General features: G+C 40.3%; 18 protein-coding genes. 3 read left to right on the forward strand and 15 right to left on the reverse strand.

Features of this window, described 5'->3' with window-relative positions; translation table 11 throughout:
• Positions 1-264: 264 nt before the first annotated feature.
• Positions 265-696, forward strand: coding sequence for a hypothetical protein (locus ACPBEH_RS04885; RefSeq protein WP_424349914.1), 432 nt, complete (start codon positions 265-267; stop codon positions 694-696).
• A gap of 57 nt (positions 697-753) precedes the next feature.
• Here ACPBEH_RS04885 and ACPBEH_RS04890 read toward each other — a convergent pair whose 3' ends face one another.
• From ACPBEH_RS04890 to ACPBEH_RS04940, 11 genes are all read right to left on the reverse strand, one after another.
• A complete protein-coding gene (locus ACPBEH_RS04890) occupies positions 754-1,119 on the reverse strand; it encodes a DUF1634 domain-containing protein (RefSeq protein ID WP_112207120.1) in 366 nt (121 codons plus the stop codon).
• Positions 1,119-1,964, reverse strand: coding sequence for a sulfite exporter TauE/SafE family protein (locus tag ACPBEH_RS04895; protein ID WP_424349915.1), 846 nt, complete (start codon positions 1,962-1,964; stop codon positions 1,119-1,121). The genes ACPBEH_RS04890 and ACPBEH_RS04895 overlap by 1 nt, the downstream gene beginning before the upstream one ends.
• 74 nt (positions 1,965-2,038) lie before the next feature.
• The gene (locus ACPBEH_RS04900; RefSeq protein ID WP_424349916.1) at positions 2,039-2,779 is read right to left on the reverse strand and encodes a 3-oxoacyl-ACP reductase; all 741 of its coding nucleotides are present in this window, start codon (positions 2,777-2,779) and stop codon (positions 2,039-2,041) included.
• Positions 2,779-3,003, reverse strand: coding sequence for a DUF2829 domain-containing protein (locus tag ACPBEH_RS04905; protein ID WP_011374162.1), 225 nt, complete (start codon positions 3,001-3,003; stop codon positions 2,779-2,781). The genes ACPBEH_RS04900 and ACPBEH_RS04905 overlap by 1 nt, the downstream gene beginning before the upstream one ends.
• Positions 3,004-3,158: 155 nt before the next feature.
• Positions 3,159-3,527: a DUF956 family protein gene (locus ACPBEH_RS04910; protein ID WP_424349917.1), complete on the reverse strand. Its 369-nt coding sequence runs from the start codon at positions 3,525-3,527 to the stop codon at positions 3,159-3,161.
• A 351-nt stretch (positions 3,528-3,878) separates the two neighbouring features.
• Positions 3,879-4,790, reverse strand: a complete 912-nt coding sequence (locus tag ACPBEH_RS04915) for a PTS system mannose/fructose/sorbose family transporter subunit IID (protein WP_424349918.1) — start codon at positions 4,788-4,790, stop codon at positions 3,879-3,881.
• Between the two features lie 18 nt (positions 4,791-4,808).
• Complete coding sequence (locus ACPBEH_RS04920; protein ID WP_011374159.1) at positions 4,809-5,615, reverse strand: PTS mannose/fructose/sorbose transporter subunit IIC; 807 nt, start codon at positions 5,613-5,615, stop codon at positions 4,809-4,811.
• Positions 5,616-5,649: 34 nt separating this feature from the next.
• Positions 5,650-6,627 carry a mannose/fructose/sorbose PTS transporter subunit IIA gene (locus ACPBEH_RS04925; protein ID WP_424349919.1) on the reverse strand — a complete coding sequence of 326 codons (978 nt, stop codon included), beginning with the start codon at positions 6,625-6,627 and terminating at the stop codon, positions 5,650-5,652.
• A gap of 394 nt (positions 6,628-7,021) precedes the next feature.
• The gene (locus ACPBEH_RS04930) at positions 7,022-8,311 is read right to left on the reverse strand and encodes a dicarboxylate/amino acid:cation symporter (RefSeq protein ID WP_424349920.1); all 1,290 of its coding nucleotides are present in this window, start codon (positions 8,309-8,311) and stop codon (positions 7,022-7,024) included.
• A gap of 56 nt (positions 8,312-8,367) precedes the next feature.
• A complete protein-coding gene (locus tag ACPBEH_RS04935; RefSeq protein WP_424349921.1) occupies positions 8,368-9,054 on the reverse strand; it encodes a YjjG family noncanonical pyrimidine nucleotidase in 687 nt (228 codons plus the stop codon).
• A 17-nt stretch (positions 9,055-9,071) separates the two neighbouring features.
• Positions 9,072-10,013: a dihydroorotate oxidase gene (locus ACPBEH_RS04940; RefSeq protein WP_424349922.1), complete on the reverse strand. Its 942-nt coding sequence runs from the start codon at positions 10,011-10,013 to the stop codon at positions 9,072-9,074.
• A 202-nt stretch (positions 10,014-10,215) separates the two neighbouring features.
• Here ACPBEH_RS04940 and ACPBEH_RS04945 point away from each other — a divergent pair, with 202 nt between their 5' ends.
• Positions 10,216-11,163: an AEC family transporter gene (locus tag ACPBEH_RS04945; RefSeq protein WP_424349923.1), complete on the forward strand. Its 948-nt coding sequence runs from the start codon at positions 10,216-10,218 to the stop codon at positions 11,161-11,163.
• Between the two features lie 43 nt (positions 11,164-11,206).
• Here the strand turns inward: ACPBEH_RS04945 and ACPBEH_RS04950 are convergent, their stop codons facing one another.
• The 4 genes from ACPBEH_RS04950 to ACPBEH_RS04965 all read right to left on the reverse strand — a co-directional run bounded on the left by ACPBEH_RS04950 (position 11,207) and on the right by ACPBEH_RS04965 (position 15,277).
• Positions 11,207-12,112, reverse strand: a complete 906-nt coding sequence (locus tag ACPBEH_RS04950) for an L-lactate dehydrogenase (RefSeq protein WP_424349924.1) — start codon at positions 12,110-12,112, stop codon at positions 11,207-11,209.
• Between the two features lie 22 nt (positions 12,113-12,134).
• The gene (locus tag ACPBEH_RS04955; protein WP_424349925.1) at positions 12,135-12,503 is read right to left on the reverse strand and encodes a RidA family protein; all 369 of its coding nucleotides are present in this window, start codon (positions 12,501-12,503) and stop codon (positions 12,135-12,137) included.
• Positions 12,504-12,649: 146 nt separating this feature from the next.
• Positions 12,650-13,612 (reverse strand): AEC family transporter, encoded by a 963-nt coding sequence (locus ACPBEH_RS04960; RefSeq protein ID WP_076631941.1) that lies wholly within the window; start codon positions 13,610-13,612, stop codon positions 12,650-12,652.
• A 33-nt stretch (positions 13,613-13,645) separates the two neighbouring features.
• On the reverse strand, positions 13,646-15,277 hold the full coding sequence (locus tag ACPBEH_RS04965) for a malolactic enzyme (protein WP_016264693.1): 1,632 nt from the start codon (positions 15,275-15,277) through the stop codon (positions 13,646-13,648).
• Between the two features lie 129 nt (positions 15,278-15,406).
• Between ACPBEH_RS04965 and ACPBEH_RS04970 the strand changes: the two genes are divergently transcribed.
• Complete coding sequence (locus ACPBEH_RS04970; RefSeq protein ID WP_424349926.1) at positions 15,407-16,327, forward strand: LysR substrate-binding domain-containing protein; 921 nt, start codon at positions 15,407-15,409, stop codon at positions 16,325-16,327.
• The last annotated feature ends 14 nt before the right edge of the window (positions 16,328-16,341 follow it).

Consider the following 16,341-nt stretch of genomic DNA (forward strand, 5'->3'; position numbering starts at 1 on the left):
ACGCAAAACAACCGCCCGGTCATTTTGGTGCCTTATCATATCACCAGTGGCTTACTATTAAGATTAACACGCCCCAGATGGGTAACGCGAGTAATAAGCCATTGCGAACACCAGTGAAAAATTGCATCTTAACCACCTCGTTTTTTGATAAAAGGCAAGACTTGCTATTTACGCCCAATATCTACTATGATAGGGGTAAGTTTAGACGTTGTATGTTAAGAACGTCCTTGCTTTTACTTAAGTTTTATTAAAAGGAGCAGTCATATGCAGACTTATCGCATTAAGAAGCCACGTAAACTTGAAATCACTTATGATGATCAAATTCTCACACTTCACTACCCAGGACTCTTAAAGAAAAATGACAAAGACGATCGCGAGATTGCCTTTAAAAAATTAAAATCCGTTCGCTTTTTTGAAGCCACTTATCGCCAGGGCCATCTTCAAATTCTCTATCAAAAACCCAACCACGCCCTCGAAAAAGTCATTATTAGCTTTGAAACTGCTGATAACGATGACTTGCAAAAGCTCTATCAACTGATGAACGATTATATCGAAAAACCGGCTGAAGAAGATTTAAGTTTCGTTAAAAAGGGTGAACTCATCATGGCCTATCTCAAGATGAAAGAAGACGGCCTAATGACCGACGACGAATTTGAAGAAAAGAAAAAGCGCATTTTAGGTTTAGAAGACCAATAACAAAATAAGGCCCGTGGCAAACGTAATGCTTGCCACGGGCCTTTTATGTTTTGTTTTTTATTTGATAAAGCCAATCGTCATCCCAATGATTAAAATCACCAAAACAATGACCGTAATCCAGACGTATAGATAATCCTCTTCTTTTGCAAAGGCATAGATTGACACTACTACCCGTAAAACGGGCGTTAAAATCAAACAGAATAAGCCAAACATGATGACCGCGCCGGCTTTCAATTCAGCCATTCCTTGGAAGATTGTAGCAAAGGTCGTTGGAAATTGGTGTTCACCGTAACCTGTACCACCATGCATTAAGAATAAAAGCATCCCGATAATTAGAACGGTCGCTGATACCAAAACACCAACACGTAAAATTTTACCAATTACTAATTCAATTTGCGCCATTTCTTTTTTTCGATCTGTCATTAGATGTGCACCCCGAATCCTTTAAGCACCATTTGTAAGCCCATATACAGTAAAATCGGAATAAAAATCATCCGAATAAACTTCGGTTGCAAATGTTGCATCACTCTTGAACCAACTGTTGCGCCTGCTAAAATACCAAGCGCTAACGGTGCAGCAATTTCTGGTAGGATCGCGCCACTAAAGAAGTAAACCGTTGCTGAAGCGGCCGCCGTCACACCCATCATTAGATTACTTGTTGCACTAGATGGTTTTAGCGGCATCTTCATAATGGTATCCATCGCAGTGACTTTGAAGACCCCACTACCAATTCCCAAGAGGCCAGAAGCAATCCCCGCACCAAACATCATCGCAAAGCCGCCAGGTACTTTTTCAACTTGGTAATCAACTTGTTTTTGATTGGCCTTATCGTAATAAGTACCATTTAAATTCAACTTTTCAGCCCACTGATCGTTAGCTGCACCAACGTGTTCTTCCGCCTTTTTACCACGCAGTTTTTGAATCATATTGTAAGTTGAAAATAATAGGAAGCTCCCGAACAAAATGAATAAAAAGCCCGTCGGTACGACGCCAGTTAATAGCGCCCCGATAATTGCCCCCACGGTTGTCGCAATTTCTAGAAACATTGCCACCCGTAAATTCAACATATCGTCTTTTAAATAAGCAATTGTGGCACCAGAACTAGTGGCAATCACGGCAACAATACTAGCCCCGATTGCATATTTGATATCTAACCCAATTGCGAGTGTTAAAACAGGTGTCAGGATAATCCCACCACCAATGCCGAGAATCGCACCTAAAATACCGGCTAAGATCCCCACCGCCAATAATAATATAATCTGTTGCATAACTTTTCTCTCTCCTCTATGCCATTAAAGCATGTACTACAAGCACTTCTCGCCTGTTAATATCTGTGATGTTACTATTTTTCAAGCCAGCCTCCGTCGATTGGCACCACGGTTCCGTGGATGTAATCGGATGCTTGACTTGCTAAATACAAACTTAATTGAGCCACCTCTGCCGGTTGTGCCCAGCGACCAGCTGGTGTTTGACGCGCCACTTCCTTGGCCATTTCACCCGCACCCGCAAAATCGGCAGCGTTCATCGGTGTTTCTATCGCCCCTGGTGCGATGCAATTTGCCCGAATGCCTTGGCTCGCGTAATCGTAATCCAGCTGCTTAGTATACCCGATAATCGCGTGCTTAGAAGCCGTATAGGCCGCACCGCCACCACCAGCTACTAATCCGGCAATTGAAGCCATATTCACAAAAACGCCTTTATGGTTGGCCAACATACTTGGTAAAACTGCGTTAGTCACTAAAAATTGGCTTTTTAAATTGACCGTCATCAGATTATCCCAATCAGCCTCACTGGTTTCAAGCGTCGGCGCATATTGATCTAATATGCCCGCTGTATTACAGACAACATCAAATGCCTGCACTGTCGCTAACAAGCTTTTTAGTGTCGCTGTTAATTGGGAAGCATCCCGAACATCGACTTGAACCGTTTTTAAACCGTCTGCCACCTTTGCAATGGGCGCTTTATCTAATGCGATGACTGTTGCACCTTCCGCTAAAAAGGCCAGCATCTGTGCTTGGCCGATGCCGGAAGCCGCACCCGTGACTAAAACCGTCTTTTGTTTTAAATCCGCAAAATGACTCATTAATCAACTAACTGCCAATCTTCAGCTAATACATCACAAGAAGTTGGTTGGAACATTGAATAAGCTGGTTCTTCCGTTGTTTTAATCAATAGGTATGGACTAATTGTTTCACCTTGATAGGTATCACCACTGACTTGAACGATAAATAATTCGGGGCCACCCCAACCTGTCCGTACTACTTTTTTACCTGCTTTTAACGCGATAATTGCTTTATCGAATCCCATTTGAATCTCCTCTTCTATCCTGATTTTTCGGACATAAATTAACCTTATAAGGTATTTTAGCACGCCCTAGAAGGAGTCGCAATTTTACAATTGTTGGCAAACAAATAGACCTCCGCTAAATAACAATCCAGCAAAGGTCTACTTTTAATAACGATTTAGTTGGCTTTACGTTTAAAGACGCGCTTGATCACATCCCACACACCGAGTGATTGCACTAATCTTTCAGCCGGTACGTGCTCTCTGATAGCGCGTAACACTTTCTTAGGTTCCTTTGAGGCAAAAGTATAGGTCCCGTTTTTCTTGGTTTGAATTGCATAGCGAGGAATCCATTTCCCCTTGAACATGACCGAGGCAATCACGTAATCAACTTCTGCCCACGGAATTTGAATAAACTGACGGGCATCGCGATCATTGAAAAATTCAAAACCTTTATCGCCAATCATGATTTTGCCGTAATCTGTTAACGCGGTAAAAGAGGTCGCATTAATCACTAATTCGACTTTTGTATTAATTGATTGAACCATTATATCGACTCCATTTCCAAAAAGCTTACTTTCATTATACGCTTTTATAAAAAGGAAGGGCTAGGACAAAGTAAATTTGCCCTAGCCCTTCCTTTGTTTTTTGAAACGTGCTTTTCAAGCTAACTTTCTGTGCTTAGCGTCGTAAATCAAATAATCGACTGCGTCGCTCATTCGCTTCCCTATGCTAATGCTCAAAAGTTGACCAAGCTTGAACGCACTCTTTTTTAAACGTGCTTCAGCAGGCATATTTCTACGGTTAACCAAATTTGCCGAACCAGTGCTTACAGCCCCAATTCGTCAAATCCAGTTAATCCTCAAAATATAAACGCCTGCTTACGCACTCTTTAATTATTACATTAAGTGTAATAGATGGAAGACAATTCCGACTACGAATAAGCCAAGAATAATAACGATTGGTGATACTTTCTTCTTAAGTAACCACATACAGAATAATGTTAAACCTAATGCAGCTAAACCAGGAATCAAACTATCTAAGTTATCTTGTAAAGTTGTTACTTTATGGTCTGTCAATGACAAGCCTTGTGCTTGTTGTTGTAATGCAGATTGAATGCCTTTAGCACCACTTGGTAATTTATCCCAGTCGATGAAAGCACCCTTATCTAATTTAACAGATGAGACAGTTGGTGTGAACTTAACTGATACCCATCTATTAACCAGTGATCCCAAGATAAACATCCCAAGGATTGAAGCACCCTTAGTAATATCTTGTAAAATACCACCAGATAAATCTTCAGTAATCTTAGAACCAGCACGGTAGCCAAATTCTTGTGTGTACCATGTAAATGCCATACGGATGGCATTCCATGCAACGAAATAAATGATTGGGCCAAGAATGTTACCACTCATAGCAAGTGAAGCAGCTAAAGCACCGATAATTGGTTTAACAGTAAACCAGAACACGGGATCGCCGATACCAGCTAAAGGTCCCATCATACCAACCTTAACCCCTTGGATTGTAACATCATCAATTGGGGCACCATTAGCACGTTCTTCTTCAAGGGCTAAAGTAACCCCAAGAATTGGTGCAGCAACATAAGGATGAGTATTGAAGAATTCCATGTGACGAACTAGTGCTGCTGAACGATCTTCTTTAGTTTTATATAATTTCTTAAGTGCTGGGATTAATGTATAAGCCCAACCACCATTTTGCATACGTTCATAATTCCAAGAACCTTGAAGGAAAGTTGAACGTAACCAAACAGAGATACGGTCTTTTTTAGTTAATTTTAGTTGTTCTGCCATTTTTTGTCAGCCTCCTTCTTAGTAGTTGTCAATGATATCGCCTAGCGGATCACCAGTATTTGAGCCACCGCCGTTATTACCTGAGCCTTGTTTTGAAAGGGCTAAGTAGATAAGGGCAAGTGAAATACCGATTGCGCCAAGTCCGATAAGTGTCAATTGAGAGATAGTTGCAAGTACGAAACCAATTGCGAAGAATGGCCATACTTCTTTTGTTGCCATCATGTTGATAACCATTGCGTAACCAACAGCAACAACCATCCCACCACCGATTGCTAAACCATCTGTTAACCATACTGGCATTGCTGTCAACATTTCTTTAACAGGGCCAGCACCGATTGCTAAGATTAAGCCTGCAGGAATAGCGATACGAACACCTTGCATGATAATAGCGATGTATTGCCACATTTCGATCTTACGGAAGTTACCTTCTTTAGCAGCAGCATCCATGATGTGCACGATACCTGTTGCTAATGTCCGTACGATGATTGTTAATAATAAACCAGCTACGGCAAGAGGTACAGCAATAGCGATAGCTGATGTAACGCCGGCTTTGCCTTGACCACCAAGTACTAAAATAATTGCAGATGCGATTGATGCTAAAGCAGCATCGGGTGCAACAGCGGCACCAACGTTAGCCCAACCTAAGGCGATCATTTGTAATGTCCCGCCTAAGATAAGACATGGTAATAAGTTACCGGTTACAAGGCCGATTAATGTACAAGCAATGACTGGTTGATGGAAATGGAATTGATCTAAGATACCTTCCACACCAGCTAGAAATGCAACAAAAATGACCAAAATCACTTGAATGAAATTCAAATCCATGATTATTAATCCTCCGTTTTCTTCTGATAGTTAATTATTTATTGTTTTGTTTGTCTAATTCTGATTGTGCTTTTTTAAGGATGCTATCCATATTACCGTTTGAATCACTAGGCACTTTACGAACATCAAACTTGATGCCTTTTGCCTTTAGTTTTTCAAATGTATCGATATCATCTTGGTCAAAGGCCAAAACAGTATTAGGTTGCACTTTACCAGTTGAATGAGCCATTGAACCAACGTTAATTGTTTCTAATGGCACACCGCCTTCAACGGCTCTAAGTGCATCTTGTGGTGATTCGAATAATAATAAAGCACGTTCCTTGCCGAAATGTTGATCATCTTTTGCCAACTTGATCATTTGATCGATTGGCACAACATGCGCTTTAATGCCGCCAGGAGCAGCTTGTTTAATTAAGTTTGTCCGTAATTCATCTTTAGCAACGTTGTCTGAAACAACAATAATCCGTGTTGGGTTAGTTGTCTTAGACCAAGTGGTTGCCACTTGACCATGTAATAGACGTGAATCAATACGTGCCAAGACATATTTGAACTTACCAGGAGTACCTGTATTAGCAGCTTGTTTTACTTCTGCCTTTGGTGCTTCTTTTGGTTCTAAGTCTTCAGGTTTAACCCGAACACCCGCCTTAGCTTCATCAATAATATGTGCTGCGATTTCATGAGCAGATGTCATAGATAAACGTGATGCGTATGCTTCAATCAACATTGGTAAGTTCAAACCAGTAACGATTGCCCATTTATCTTTATGAGCTTCGAACAAGCCATTTGCCTGATTAAATGGTGAACCTCCCCAAAGATCGACTAAGAACAAGACTTCATCATCTGCGTCAAACGTTGCAACGGCAGCTTCTAAATGCGCTTTCAAATCATCCGGTCCTTCATTAGGCATAAAAGTAACAGCTTGTACTTTTTCTTGTTCGCCAAAAATCATTGAGCCAGATTGCATGATACCTTTAGCAAACTCCCCGTGACTTGCAATAACGATTCCAACCATTCACAAAAACCTCCTTATAAAATAGTTGTAATAACACACTGATAAAAACGCTAACAATTATAATGAAATATTATGGCATTAATCCCTATCAATCTATTATCACACCAAAACGTTTTTCTTTTTAAAACGCTTTACTCGTTTATTTTACCACAAATCTCTAATCTGTCTAATCATTTTTACGTTATCTGTGAAATTGGTCTAGATAATCCCGCTGTTATCCGTTTTCATAAATATACATTGCTCTCTAGTATTTAACGACAACAACATTTCATAGTAGCTGATTTAAAGATGTCACATTAAATTAAACCATTTCCAGACCGGTCTATACCCAGACATAGCAAAAGGACTAGGAGACAATTTCTATCCTAGTCCTTTTTTTCTCGGCTGACTACTATCAAGCCTTGTTATTTTTTAGCCCTAATTGCGCTAAATATTTTGTTCGTTTTGTTTCGTCAAATTCGTTTTCAGATTTAGCGATAATCACGGCTGCTAATGAATTCCCCATGACGTTGACGGCAGTCCGCCCCATGTCGACTAATCGATCAATCCCAGCAATGAAAGCCACACCAGCAGCTGGTACCCCAATGGTTGTAATGGTTGCGAGTAATACCACAAATGAAGCCCCAGGTACACCGGCCATCCCTTTAGACGTAATCATCAAGACCACTAATAATGTTAATTGTTGCATCAGACTGAGATGGATGTGATACGCTTGCGCCAAAAAGAGCGCTGCTAATGATTGATAGATTGCGGAACCATCAAGGTTAAACGTATAACCGGTTGGAATGACAAAAGAAGCAATTCCCTGACTGACACCGTAATCTTGAATTTTTTCCATTACTTTAGGTAATGCAGCTTCTGAACTAGCTGTTGAAAAAGATAGCACTAATTCTTCTTTGAAGACTTTCAATAATTCCAAAATATTAATGTGCCAGATTCGTGCCACTAGCCCCGCCACAACCACAACGAAGAAAATCATCGTTAAGTAGCAAATGACTAGGAAATAAACCAACGGCTTCAATGCATCGAAACCAAATTGGGCAATCGTCACACCGATTAAGGCAAAAACCCCGATTGGTGCTAATTGCATAATCCAGTTAGTCAATTTAAACATCACTTCTGAAATCATTTCAAAAGCGTTAATGAGCGGTTCACTGCGTTTGCCAAATGTTGCAAGTCCTAATCCAAACAAGACTGTAAAGAAGATAATTGGAATCATATCCCCTTCACTAAGGGCCTTAAAAATGTTAGTCGGTACAATATTCATAATAATATCGCCCAAACCATGATTGCTAGCTGATTTAGCAGCAGCTGTATATTGACCAATTGACCCTTGACTCAAACTATGAATGTTGATTAAGGCCCCTGGCTTCGTCAAATTACCGACCGTCAAGCCCAACGCAATCGCAATGGTGGTCATCATTTCAAAATACAAAAGCGTCTTGCCACCAATTCGACCTAACTTTTTGATATCGCCCATTTTGGCGATTCCAACTACCAAGCAAGAAACGACGATTGGCAATACAATCATCTTAATTAAATTAATAAACAACGTCCCTATCGCTTGCATCACTGTAATTGCAGCTTTGTTTTGGTAGAAAATACCACCGGCAACTAATCCCAATGCAATTCCGATTAAAATCCGCCAGCCCAAACTCATTCTAAAATAACGTTGTTTCTTCATCCCTTGTCACTCCATCTTTTAACGCACTCTATCGGTTGGCGCTTTGATTGTCACGCTTAAAGCGTCAATAGTTCTGTTAATTGTTTAATCTCATGTGTTGGCTGTAAGGCCTGATCATGATTAATTTGACCTGTTGGGTTGTACCAAGCAGTTGCCACCCCGACATTTTGGCCCCCTTGAACGTCGGAGGTCAATGAATCCCCTACGATCAATGACTGAGTCATTGGGACAGTGTCTAGTTTCTGGAAAACAGTTTGAAAATAAGCTGGGTCTGGTTTTTGATAACCTAATTCTTCCGATACGAAAATAGCATCGAAATAATGGGCTAACCCTGAGTCTTGTAGTCGTTGGTATTGCGTACGCGCCACACCATTCGTTGTGATATATAATTTGGCGTGTTGTGCTTGTAACCCAACTAATAATTCTTCTGATTGTGGCATTAAATCATGTCCTAACGCCAAATTATCTAAATATTGACTTGATAATTGCTGCCCATCGACCACTTTATTAAACTGCTTTTTGAAAAAAGTCGCAAACCGGGTGTTCAATAATATTTCCCGGGTTAATTCCCCTTGTTCATATTGGCGCCATAAACCTTGGTTGAACGTTTGATAAGTCGTTTTAATATCACTCGTTAAGTCAATATCTTGTGCCTTAAATAGGCGTTCCAATGCTTGATCTTCATCCGCATCGAAGTCAAATAAGGTATTGTCCATGTCGAAAAATAAATGTTTATATTGCATCTTGCTAATCACTCTCTTTAATCTAAATATTTTAATTTGCCTTTAAAATCAGCTATTTTATTATACCCTTTTTGTTGCATGATTGTTTGTAGTTCTACCGTTAAGCGTTCAAAGATCTGTGGGCCTTCTTTGTGAAGTGCCGTCCCGACTTGAACCATGCTAGCGCCACATAATAGATGTTCAAAAACATCTTGACCAGACTTAACACCGCCAGTGCCGATAATTTGGATCTCGGGTTTCAACCGTTGGTAAAAGGCGTGGACATTCGCGAGGGCTGTTGGCTTAATATAATCACCACCAATACCGCCAAAACCATGCTTAGGTTTAATGCTGACCCGTTCGGTAGCAGCGTCAATCGTGAGGCCATTACCGATGCTGTTGACAGAATTAATGAATGCCAATGGGAATTGGTTTAAAATAGCCGCCATTTGATCAAAATGAACAATATCAAAATAAGGGGGTAATTTGACGCCTAACGGTCCGTCATACACTTCAAAGACCCGCGTTAAAATTTGTTCAACTGTTTCAAAATCATAACCCGTTTGTGGTTTACCCGGCACATTAGGACAAGAAAGGTTTAATTCCACTAAGCCATTAAAATCAGAATCTGTAATTTGTTTCAAAAGCACTTCGTCTTCATCAACATTGAAACCAGTAATTGATTGAAAATACCGTTTTTCAGGAAAGAGGGCCTGTTGTTGAGAAACATAGTCGAGATAGTAAGATAAACCCTTATTAGGAAGTCCCATCGAGTTAATGCTCCCCCACGGTGTTGATAGATAGCGTGGTTCTGGATTACCCGCTCTTGGGGCCACGGTAGCACTCTTCGTTACAAAAGTGCCTGCTGCAGATTTTTGAATCTGATTTAGTTCGTCTGCGTCATAACAATAAACGCCTGCTGCATTCATTAAACAATTATCAAAATGAATTCCTGCTAATGTTGTTTCAGTTGAAATCAATATTTTCGCCCCTATTCCGATTTATTTCTATTGATTATACGTGATTTAACTGATAATTACCATCCTTTATTCAATGTACATATTAAAACACGAACTATTTAGCCTATTGACCAAATACCACCCAACTAACGCCACTTTTAAGTCATCCCCAATCGTTTTATACTACATAGTAGAATGATTTTCAGATAGAAAGAAGCTTATTATGCAAACCTTAGTTAATAGTAGTGCCGGTGTTTTTATTATCATTATCATGATTGCAGTTGGCTATGCCTTAGCCGCACGTCATTGGTTTAATGAGGATAGCACAGCGCTTATCGCTAAACTTGTCACACAAGTTGCCCTACCACCTTATATGATCATTTCAATCACGAAAGACTTTTCACACGATCAGTTAGCCACCTTACTTCCCAACCTCCGTTTTCCAGTGCTCTCCATGTTACTCTTATTTGGGATTTCAATTATTGTCGCACGCCTCATTAAAGTCGATGCCAGTCGGCGTGGCTTGTTTGAATCCATGTTCTTCAACTCCAATACGGTTTTTGTAGGCTTACCAATTAACCTGGCCCTCTTTGGTCAGCGCAGTCTGCCCTTTGTCTTAGTCTATTACATGGCTAATACCACCATTTTTTGGACACTTGGCGTTTACTTAATTCAACGAGATGGTGCCAATCAAGAGGGTTTATCCCTTAAAACTGTTTTACAGAAGGTTTTCTCGGCGCCACTAATCGGTTTTATTATCGGCGTTATCCTGGTCTTATTAGATTGGCACTTACCCAGTTTCTTAACACAGTCCTTCACTTATCTAGGCAACCTGACCATCCCACTATCCATGCTCTTCATTGGGATTTCAATTTATAATGCCGGACTCAAAAATATTCGCTTTGGCAAAGATCAACTCGGTGTCTTAGCCGGCCGGTTCATCTTTGCGCCTTTATTAATGACTGCGTTAGTCTATCCAAGTCACATGCCACCCCTCATGAAACAAGTCTTCATTCTGCAATCCTGTATGCCCGTTATGACAAATGCACCAGTTGTCGCACGACTTTATAATACAGACGCTGATTTTGCCGCTGTCATGGTGACCGAGACAACGCTCGGGGCTTTGTTGATGGTGCCGCTCATGATGTTCCTCTTGGGACAACTATTTTAAACAAAAAAGACGCCATCCATTAATTTGGATGACGTCTTTTCATTTAGATAGCGGCATACATGTGTTTGATCGTATCAATCGATGTTTGCCATTTTTGTTGTTCTGCTGTCGTTAACTGACTTGGATAATCCTGTAAGACACCTGCGGCACCAACCATAGCTGGATGGCCAACATAGCATTGTACAGTTTCATCAAAGTTAGAAACGGGTAAGACTTGGCGCGTATTTTGTAAGATAGCTGCAGCACAGTGCGCTGCTTGATTAGCAATCCCATAAGACGTATAGCCCTTGCCGCTGAGGATTTCCCAAGCACCTTGGCGAGCGTCAACTTCAAATTGTGCCAATTGTTCTGGTGATAATTGGGTTGCTAGTGGTTGCCCACCAACATGCACCCCAGACCAAGCGACAAATTGTGAATTACCATGTTCACCTAGCACATAGCCGTGCACACTATTAGGCGCAACGTTCAAATAATGGCCGACTGCAACTTGCATCCGGGCTGTATCCAAAGTCGTCCCAGTTCCTAACACCCGTTCCTTAGGAAAGCCAGTTAAAGCTTGTAGATATTGGGTAATTACATCACATGGATTAGTGATGTTCAATAAGATTCCTTTGAAATTAGCGGCCTTTAATTTTGGTGCCCATTGTGCGACTGCTGTTTTCGTATAAGTTAATTCATCAAACCGATCAGCACTATGTTCAAGGATACTAATGTCACCAGCTGAGAAAATGACTAAGTCACAAGTGGCTAATTGACTTTCATCATTAGCTGTAATCTTAACAAATCCTGTATGATCAACTTGACCGGCTTCTAAATCGTTTCGTTCCGCTTCTGCTAATTTTGGCTTTTGGTCAAATAAAACTAATTCACTACAAATGCGCCGGGAAACAAGCGTATAGGCAACTGTACTCCCAACATGACCAATACCGATAATGGCTACTTTATTCATTGATCCAACTCCCAATCAAATATTATCGAACAGCGATGGCTTCAATTTCAACAATCCCACCAGCTGGTAGTTTGCCGACTTGAACAGCACTTCTAGCAGGTGCAATGTCGCCGAAAAATTCTGCATAAACTTGATTAAATTCATTAAAGTCATCTAAGTTGGTTAAGAAACAGTTGGTTTTAACGATATTTTCTAAGGTTAAGCCAGCTTCTTTTAAAACACTTTGTAAGTTCATAATGGCTTGTTTCGTTTGCCCTGCTAAATCAGGTGCAAGTTTGCCGTCTTTTAATCCCAGTTGACCTGACATAAAGACAATCTTATCCGTTGCAATTGCTTGGCTGTATGGTCCTAATGGTTCTGGCGCTTGTTTCGTATAAATCTTTTCTGACATATTAATCAACCTCTCTTGTTTATTGACTACGCTTTCATTGTAGTCCAGATAACCCAGTTTATCAACCAAGATTGTGTATTATTACACATTTACGCACAAAAAAAGAGCATTAGATACTCGGAATATCTAACGCTCTTATTATGAAACTAGATGAATTGAACGATTTGCATTAAGATAGGCACAACGACGACGAACAAGACAGTACTTGTTGTTACGACGTTTGTTGCATATTCAACGTCCCCGTGTGATTGACCGACTAAGATTGGTAAGACAGCCAAACCTGGTGTTGCGGCTTGAATAATTAATGTGCTTTGTTCAATTGATGGAATTGAAGTTGTATTCTTGAAGAACATCATGATAGCAATCATGATTGCTGGTGCGACAACGAAGCGACCTAATAGGGCTAAGATTGTATCGCGGTCGAAATGGATTGATTTCAAACCAGCATCAGCTAAGATAATCCCAATGTAAATCAATGACATTGGTGTAACGATCCCACCGACCATTGAGAATGTCTTATCAACAAGTTCTGGTAATGGTAAACCAGTTAAAAGATAAATTAATGCGGCTAAGAAACCGATTAATGGAGAAGGTAATAATTTACGCCAGTTAAATTTGCCTTTAGCAGCGCCTTTTTCTTTTGTAGGATCATCATTTGAGATGAAGAAGACACCGATTGCCCATGTTGAAACAGTGTTAGCAACATAGTAGATCAAGAAGTAAGGTAAACTCTTGTCACCGAATAGTGCCAAGTTCAATGGTAAACCAATGAAGATTGTATTGGCATTAACGAACATATTGATAAATGTCCCACGACGACCTGGACGAATCCGGAAAGCCTTTGTTAATAACCAAGCAACTAAGTAACCTAGGGCGAAACTAATTAAAACGTAGATTAAGCCGCCAGATAAACCGACCAACTTTTCACGTGTTAAGTTATCTAAAACTGAAACGAAAATTGATAATGGTAAAGCAACGTTCATGATTAAAAACGAAATTGTACCTTTAAAGTTATCATCGAACTTTTTAGAACTCCGTAGCCAAAACCCCAAAGCAATGACTAAGACGATTTCGACGACACTTGATAATGATGTTAGAAATGCTGCCAACTCTTTCACTCTCCTACCAAATTAATATTTAAATTATAGTGCTTTGTATTCTGGTTCCCATTTCATGTCTGCAACGGCTTTTTGCACGTCAGTAATTTCTTCTTTGTTCAAACCTTGGTCAACAGCGCTTTGTGCAACAGCTGTCGCAACAGTTTGTGAGAAGATATCTAATTTTGTAACAGGAGGCAATACGGCTGCGCCGGCTTCTGTTGGGTCAACAATCCCACCCAATGAGTGAGCTGCCTTACTGATCATTTCGTCATTTAAGACTTTAGCAGTTGAAGCGATTGTCCCTAAACCAAGACCTGGGTATACTAAGGCGTTGTTTGCTTGACCGATTTCGTATGTGACACCGTTGTATTCAACAGGTGCGGCAGGAATACCAGTAGCAACTAAAGCTTTACCGTCAGTCCATTTAATTAAGTCTTCAGCAGTTGCTTCAGCTAATTTAGTTGGGTTTGATAATGGGAAGATAATTGGACGTTCTGTGTGAGCGGCCATTTCCTTCACGATTGATTCTGTAAATGTACCAGGTTGTGTTGAAGTACCAACCAAGATTGTTGGGTGGATTGCTTTCATAGCAGCTTCTAATGTTGTTAATTCATCAGCATTAGCGAATTCACTACGTTTGCGAGCAAATGGTTTTTGTTCTGGTGTTAATTCTGGATCATCATCGAACAATAGACCTTGCTTGTCAACCATGTAGAAACGGCTACGTGCTTGTTCTTCAGTTAAACCTTCTTGTAACATTTCTTCGAAGATCCGGTGTGTAATACCAGCACCGGCAGTACCAGCACCAAAGCTCATGTAAACTTGGTCTGTCATCTTGCCGCCAGAGATATTTAATGCACCCATGATACCAGCTAATGTGATAATCCCTGTACCTTGGATATCATCATTGAAAGTAACAATTTGATCTTTGTACTTGTTCAAGATGTTAGCAGCATTGCTACGGCCAAAATCTTCAAAGTGAAGGTACATGTTAGGGAATAATTCTTCAGCTGTTTGAACGAATTGATCAACGAAATCGTAGTAACGATCGCCGCGAACACGTTCATGGCGGTTCCCTAAGTATAATTCATCATTTAATAAGCTTTCACGGTTTGTACCAGCATCTAAAACAACTGGCAATACTTGGCTAGGATCAATCCCTGCAGCAGCTGTATAAACCATTAATTTACCAACTGAGATATCGACACCTTGTGTCCCCCAGTCACCAATCCCTAAAATACCTTCGCCATCAGTCACAACGATTAATTTAATTTCGCGACCATCAGCAGCATTTGCCAATGTTGTCTTCATTGAATCAGGATCATCGATTGATAAGAAGGCAGCGTGTTGTGGGTTAACATATAAAGCACTGTAATTTTCGATTGTGTCAGCGATCGTTGGATCGTAAACAACTGGCATGAATTCAGCAACGTGTTGGCTGAATAACTTGTAGAATAAAACGCGATTTTCGTTAAAAATTGACATTAAGAAAATACGTTGTTCAAGCATGTTTGCTTTTGATTGATATTGTGCATAAGCTTGTTTAACTTGATCATCAATTGTTTGAACGTGAGGTGGTAACATCCCCGTTAAACCAAATTGTGCACGTTCTTCAGCAGTGAATGCTGTGCCTTTATTTAAAAATGGATCATTTAAAATTTGTTGTGCTTTCATATTAAAAATCTCCTTTACGTTTTATCGATGAACCCAGTGTAACGCGAGTAATATTTGATAGTCAAAACTTACAACTATGATAAAATAGATTTATATGAGCTTTTCAAATCGCATTAAATAGGAGTTTCTATGAAGATTAAAGATTTAGAATATTTTGTCGCTTTAATTAAATTAAAAAATTTTACAGCAGTTGCCGATCAATTTGGTGTCAGCCAACCAACAATCACCTATGCGGTCAAGCGCTTAGAAGAAGAATTCGATACTAAACTAATCCGCCGGGACCAGTCCCATCAATCAATTATTATTACGGATAGCGGTGAACAACTTAATCGACACGCCGTCAACATTCTAAATGAAATTCAATTAACAACTACTGATATGCAAAATCTCTCTGCGACTGAGCTTCGTTTTGGGCTACCGCCGATTATCGGTACCTACTACTTCTCTAAATTAGCGCAGAAATTAGTCAAGGCTGGGAGTATTCAACATTTTGCGACGGTTGATGGTGGTTCTACCGAATTATTGGCCAGTTTAGAGGCCGGTCGCCTGGATGCTGCCCTGCTTGGCTCAGCAACGCCACTAGAAAATGATGCGCTAACGGCTGAGATTATCGAGCAACATCACTTTAAAATCGTTGTCAGCCCCAAATCACCACTAGCAACCGCTAAAAAGGTTGCCTTTCGTGATTTAGCTAATGAAAACTTCATTATGTTAGCGGAAGGGTTCGTCCACCCTGTCGTCTTTGATACACTTTCGACAATGAACCAAATGAACCCTGACATTATTTATCAAACCAATGACGTCAGCATCCTCAAAAGTATGGTCCATGAAAATGTCGGAGTTGGCTTTTTAACTGAGACGGCCATCACACCAGCTGATGATCTTGTTGTTTTAGATCTACTTGATCAACCGCAACCAACCTTTTATATCTCATTAGCTTATCGCAAGACGCAACTCTTTTCAGCCACTCAACAAGCCTTATTAGGGACTCTAACGACGGCTGCTAAAGAATACCGCCTAGAACAACAAAACAGCAACACCAACTCATAATGAAGTTGATGTTG

The organism is Latilactobacillus parasakei, from assembly GCF_049674265.1.
Taxonomy (GTDB): Bacteria; Bacillota; Bacilli; order Lactobacillales; family Lactobacillaceae; genus Latilactobacillus; species Latilactobacillus sakei.

Excerpts from the sequence above, each read along its gene's own strand:
- ACPBEH_RS04955 (WP_424349925.1), bottom strand. The coding sequence starts at position 12,503 with ATGTCAGAAAAGATTTATACGAAACAAGCGCCAGAACCATTAGGACCA.
- ACPBEH_RS04910 (WP_424349917.1), bottom strand. The coding sequence starts at position 3,527 with ATGGTTCAATCAATTAATACAAAAGTCGAATTAGTGATTAATGCGACC.
- ACPBEH_RS04935 (WP_424349921.1), bottom strand. The coding sequence starts at position 9,054 with ATGCAATATAAACATTTATTTTTCGACATGGACAATACCTTATTTGAC.
- ACPBEH_RS04885 (WP_424349914.1), top strand. The coding sequence starts at position 265 with ATGCAGACTTATCGCATTAAGAAGCCACGTAAACTTGAAATCACTTAT.
- ACPBEH_RS04950 (WP_424349924.1), bottom strand. The coding sequence starts at position 12,112 with ATGAATAAAGTAGCCATTATCGGTATTGGTCATGTTGGGAGTACAGTT.
- ACPBEH_RS04930 (WP_424349920.1), bottom strand. The coding sequence starts at position 8,311 with ATGAAGAAACAACGTTATTTTAGAATGAGTTTGGGCTGGCGGATTTTA.
- ACPBEH_RS04890 (WP_112207120.1), bottom strand. The coding sequence starts at position 1,119 with ATGACAGATCGAAAAAAAGAAATGGCGCAAATTGAATTAGTAATTGGT.
- ACPBEH_RS04970 (WP_424349926.1), top strand. The coding sequence starts at position 15,407 with ATGAAGATTAAAGATTTAGAATATTTTGTCGCTTTAATTAAATTAAAA.
- ACPBEH_RS04945 (WP_424349923.1), top strand. The coding sequence starts at position 10,216 with ATGCAAACCTTAGTTAATAGTAGTGCCGGTGTTTTTATTATCATTATC.
- ACPBEH_RS04895 (WP_424349915.1), bottom strand. The coding sequence starts at position 1,964 with ATGCAACAGATTATATTATTATTGGCGGTGGGGATCTTAGCCGGTATT.
- ACPBEH_RS04965 (WP_016264693.1), bottom strand. The coding sequence starts at position 15,277 with ATGAAAGCACAACAAATTTTAAATGATCCATTTTTAAATAAAGGCACA.
- ACPBEH_RS04920 (WP_011374159.1), bottom strand. The coding sequence starts at position 5,615 with ATGGATTTGAATTTCATTCAAGTGATTTTGGTCATTTTTGTTGCATTT.
- ACPBEH_RS04925 (WP_424349919.1), bottom strand. The coding sequence starts at position 6,627 with ATGGTTGGAATCGTTATTGCAAGTCACGGGGAGTTTGCTAAAGGTATC.
- ACPBEH_RS04905 (WP_011374162.1), bottom strand. The coding sequence starts at position 3,003 with ATGGGATTCGATAAAGCAATTATCGCGTTAAAAGCAGGTAAAAAAGTA.
- ACPBEH_RS04900 (WP_424349916.1), bottom strand. The coding sequence starts at position 2,779 with ATGAGTCATTTTGCGGATTTAAAACAAAAGACGGTTTTAGTCACGGGT.
- ACPBEH_RS04915 (WP_424349918.1), bottom strand. The coding sequence starts at position 4,790 with ATGGCAGAACAACTAAAATTAACTAAAAAAGACCGTATCTCTGTTTGG.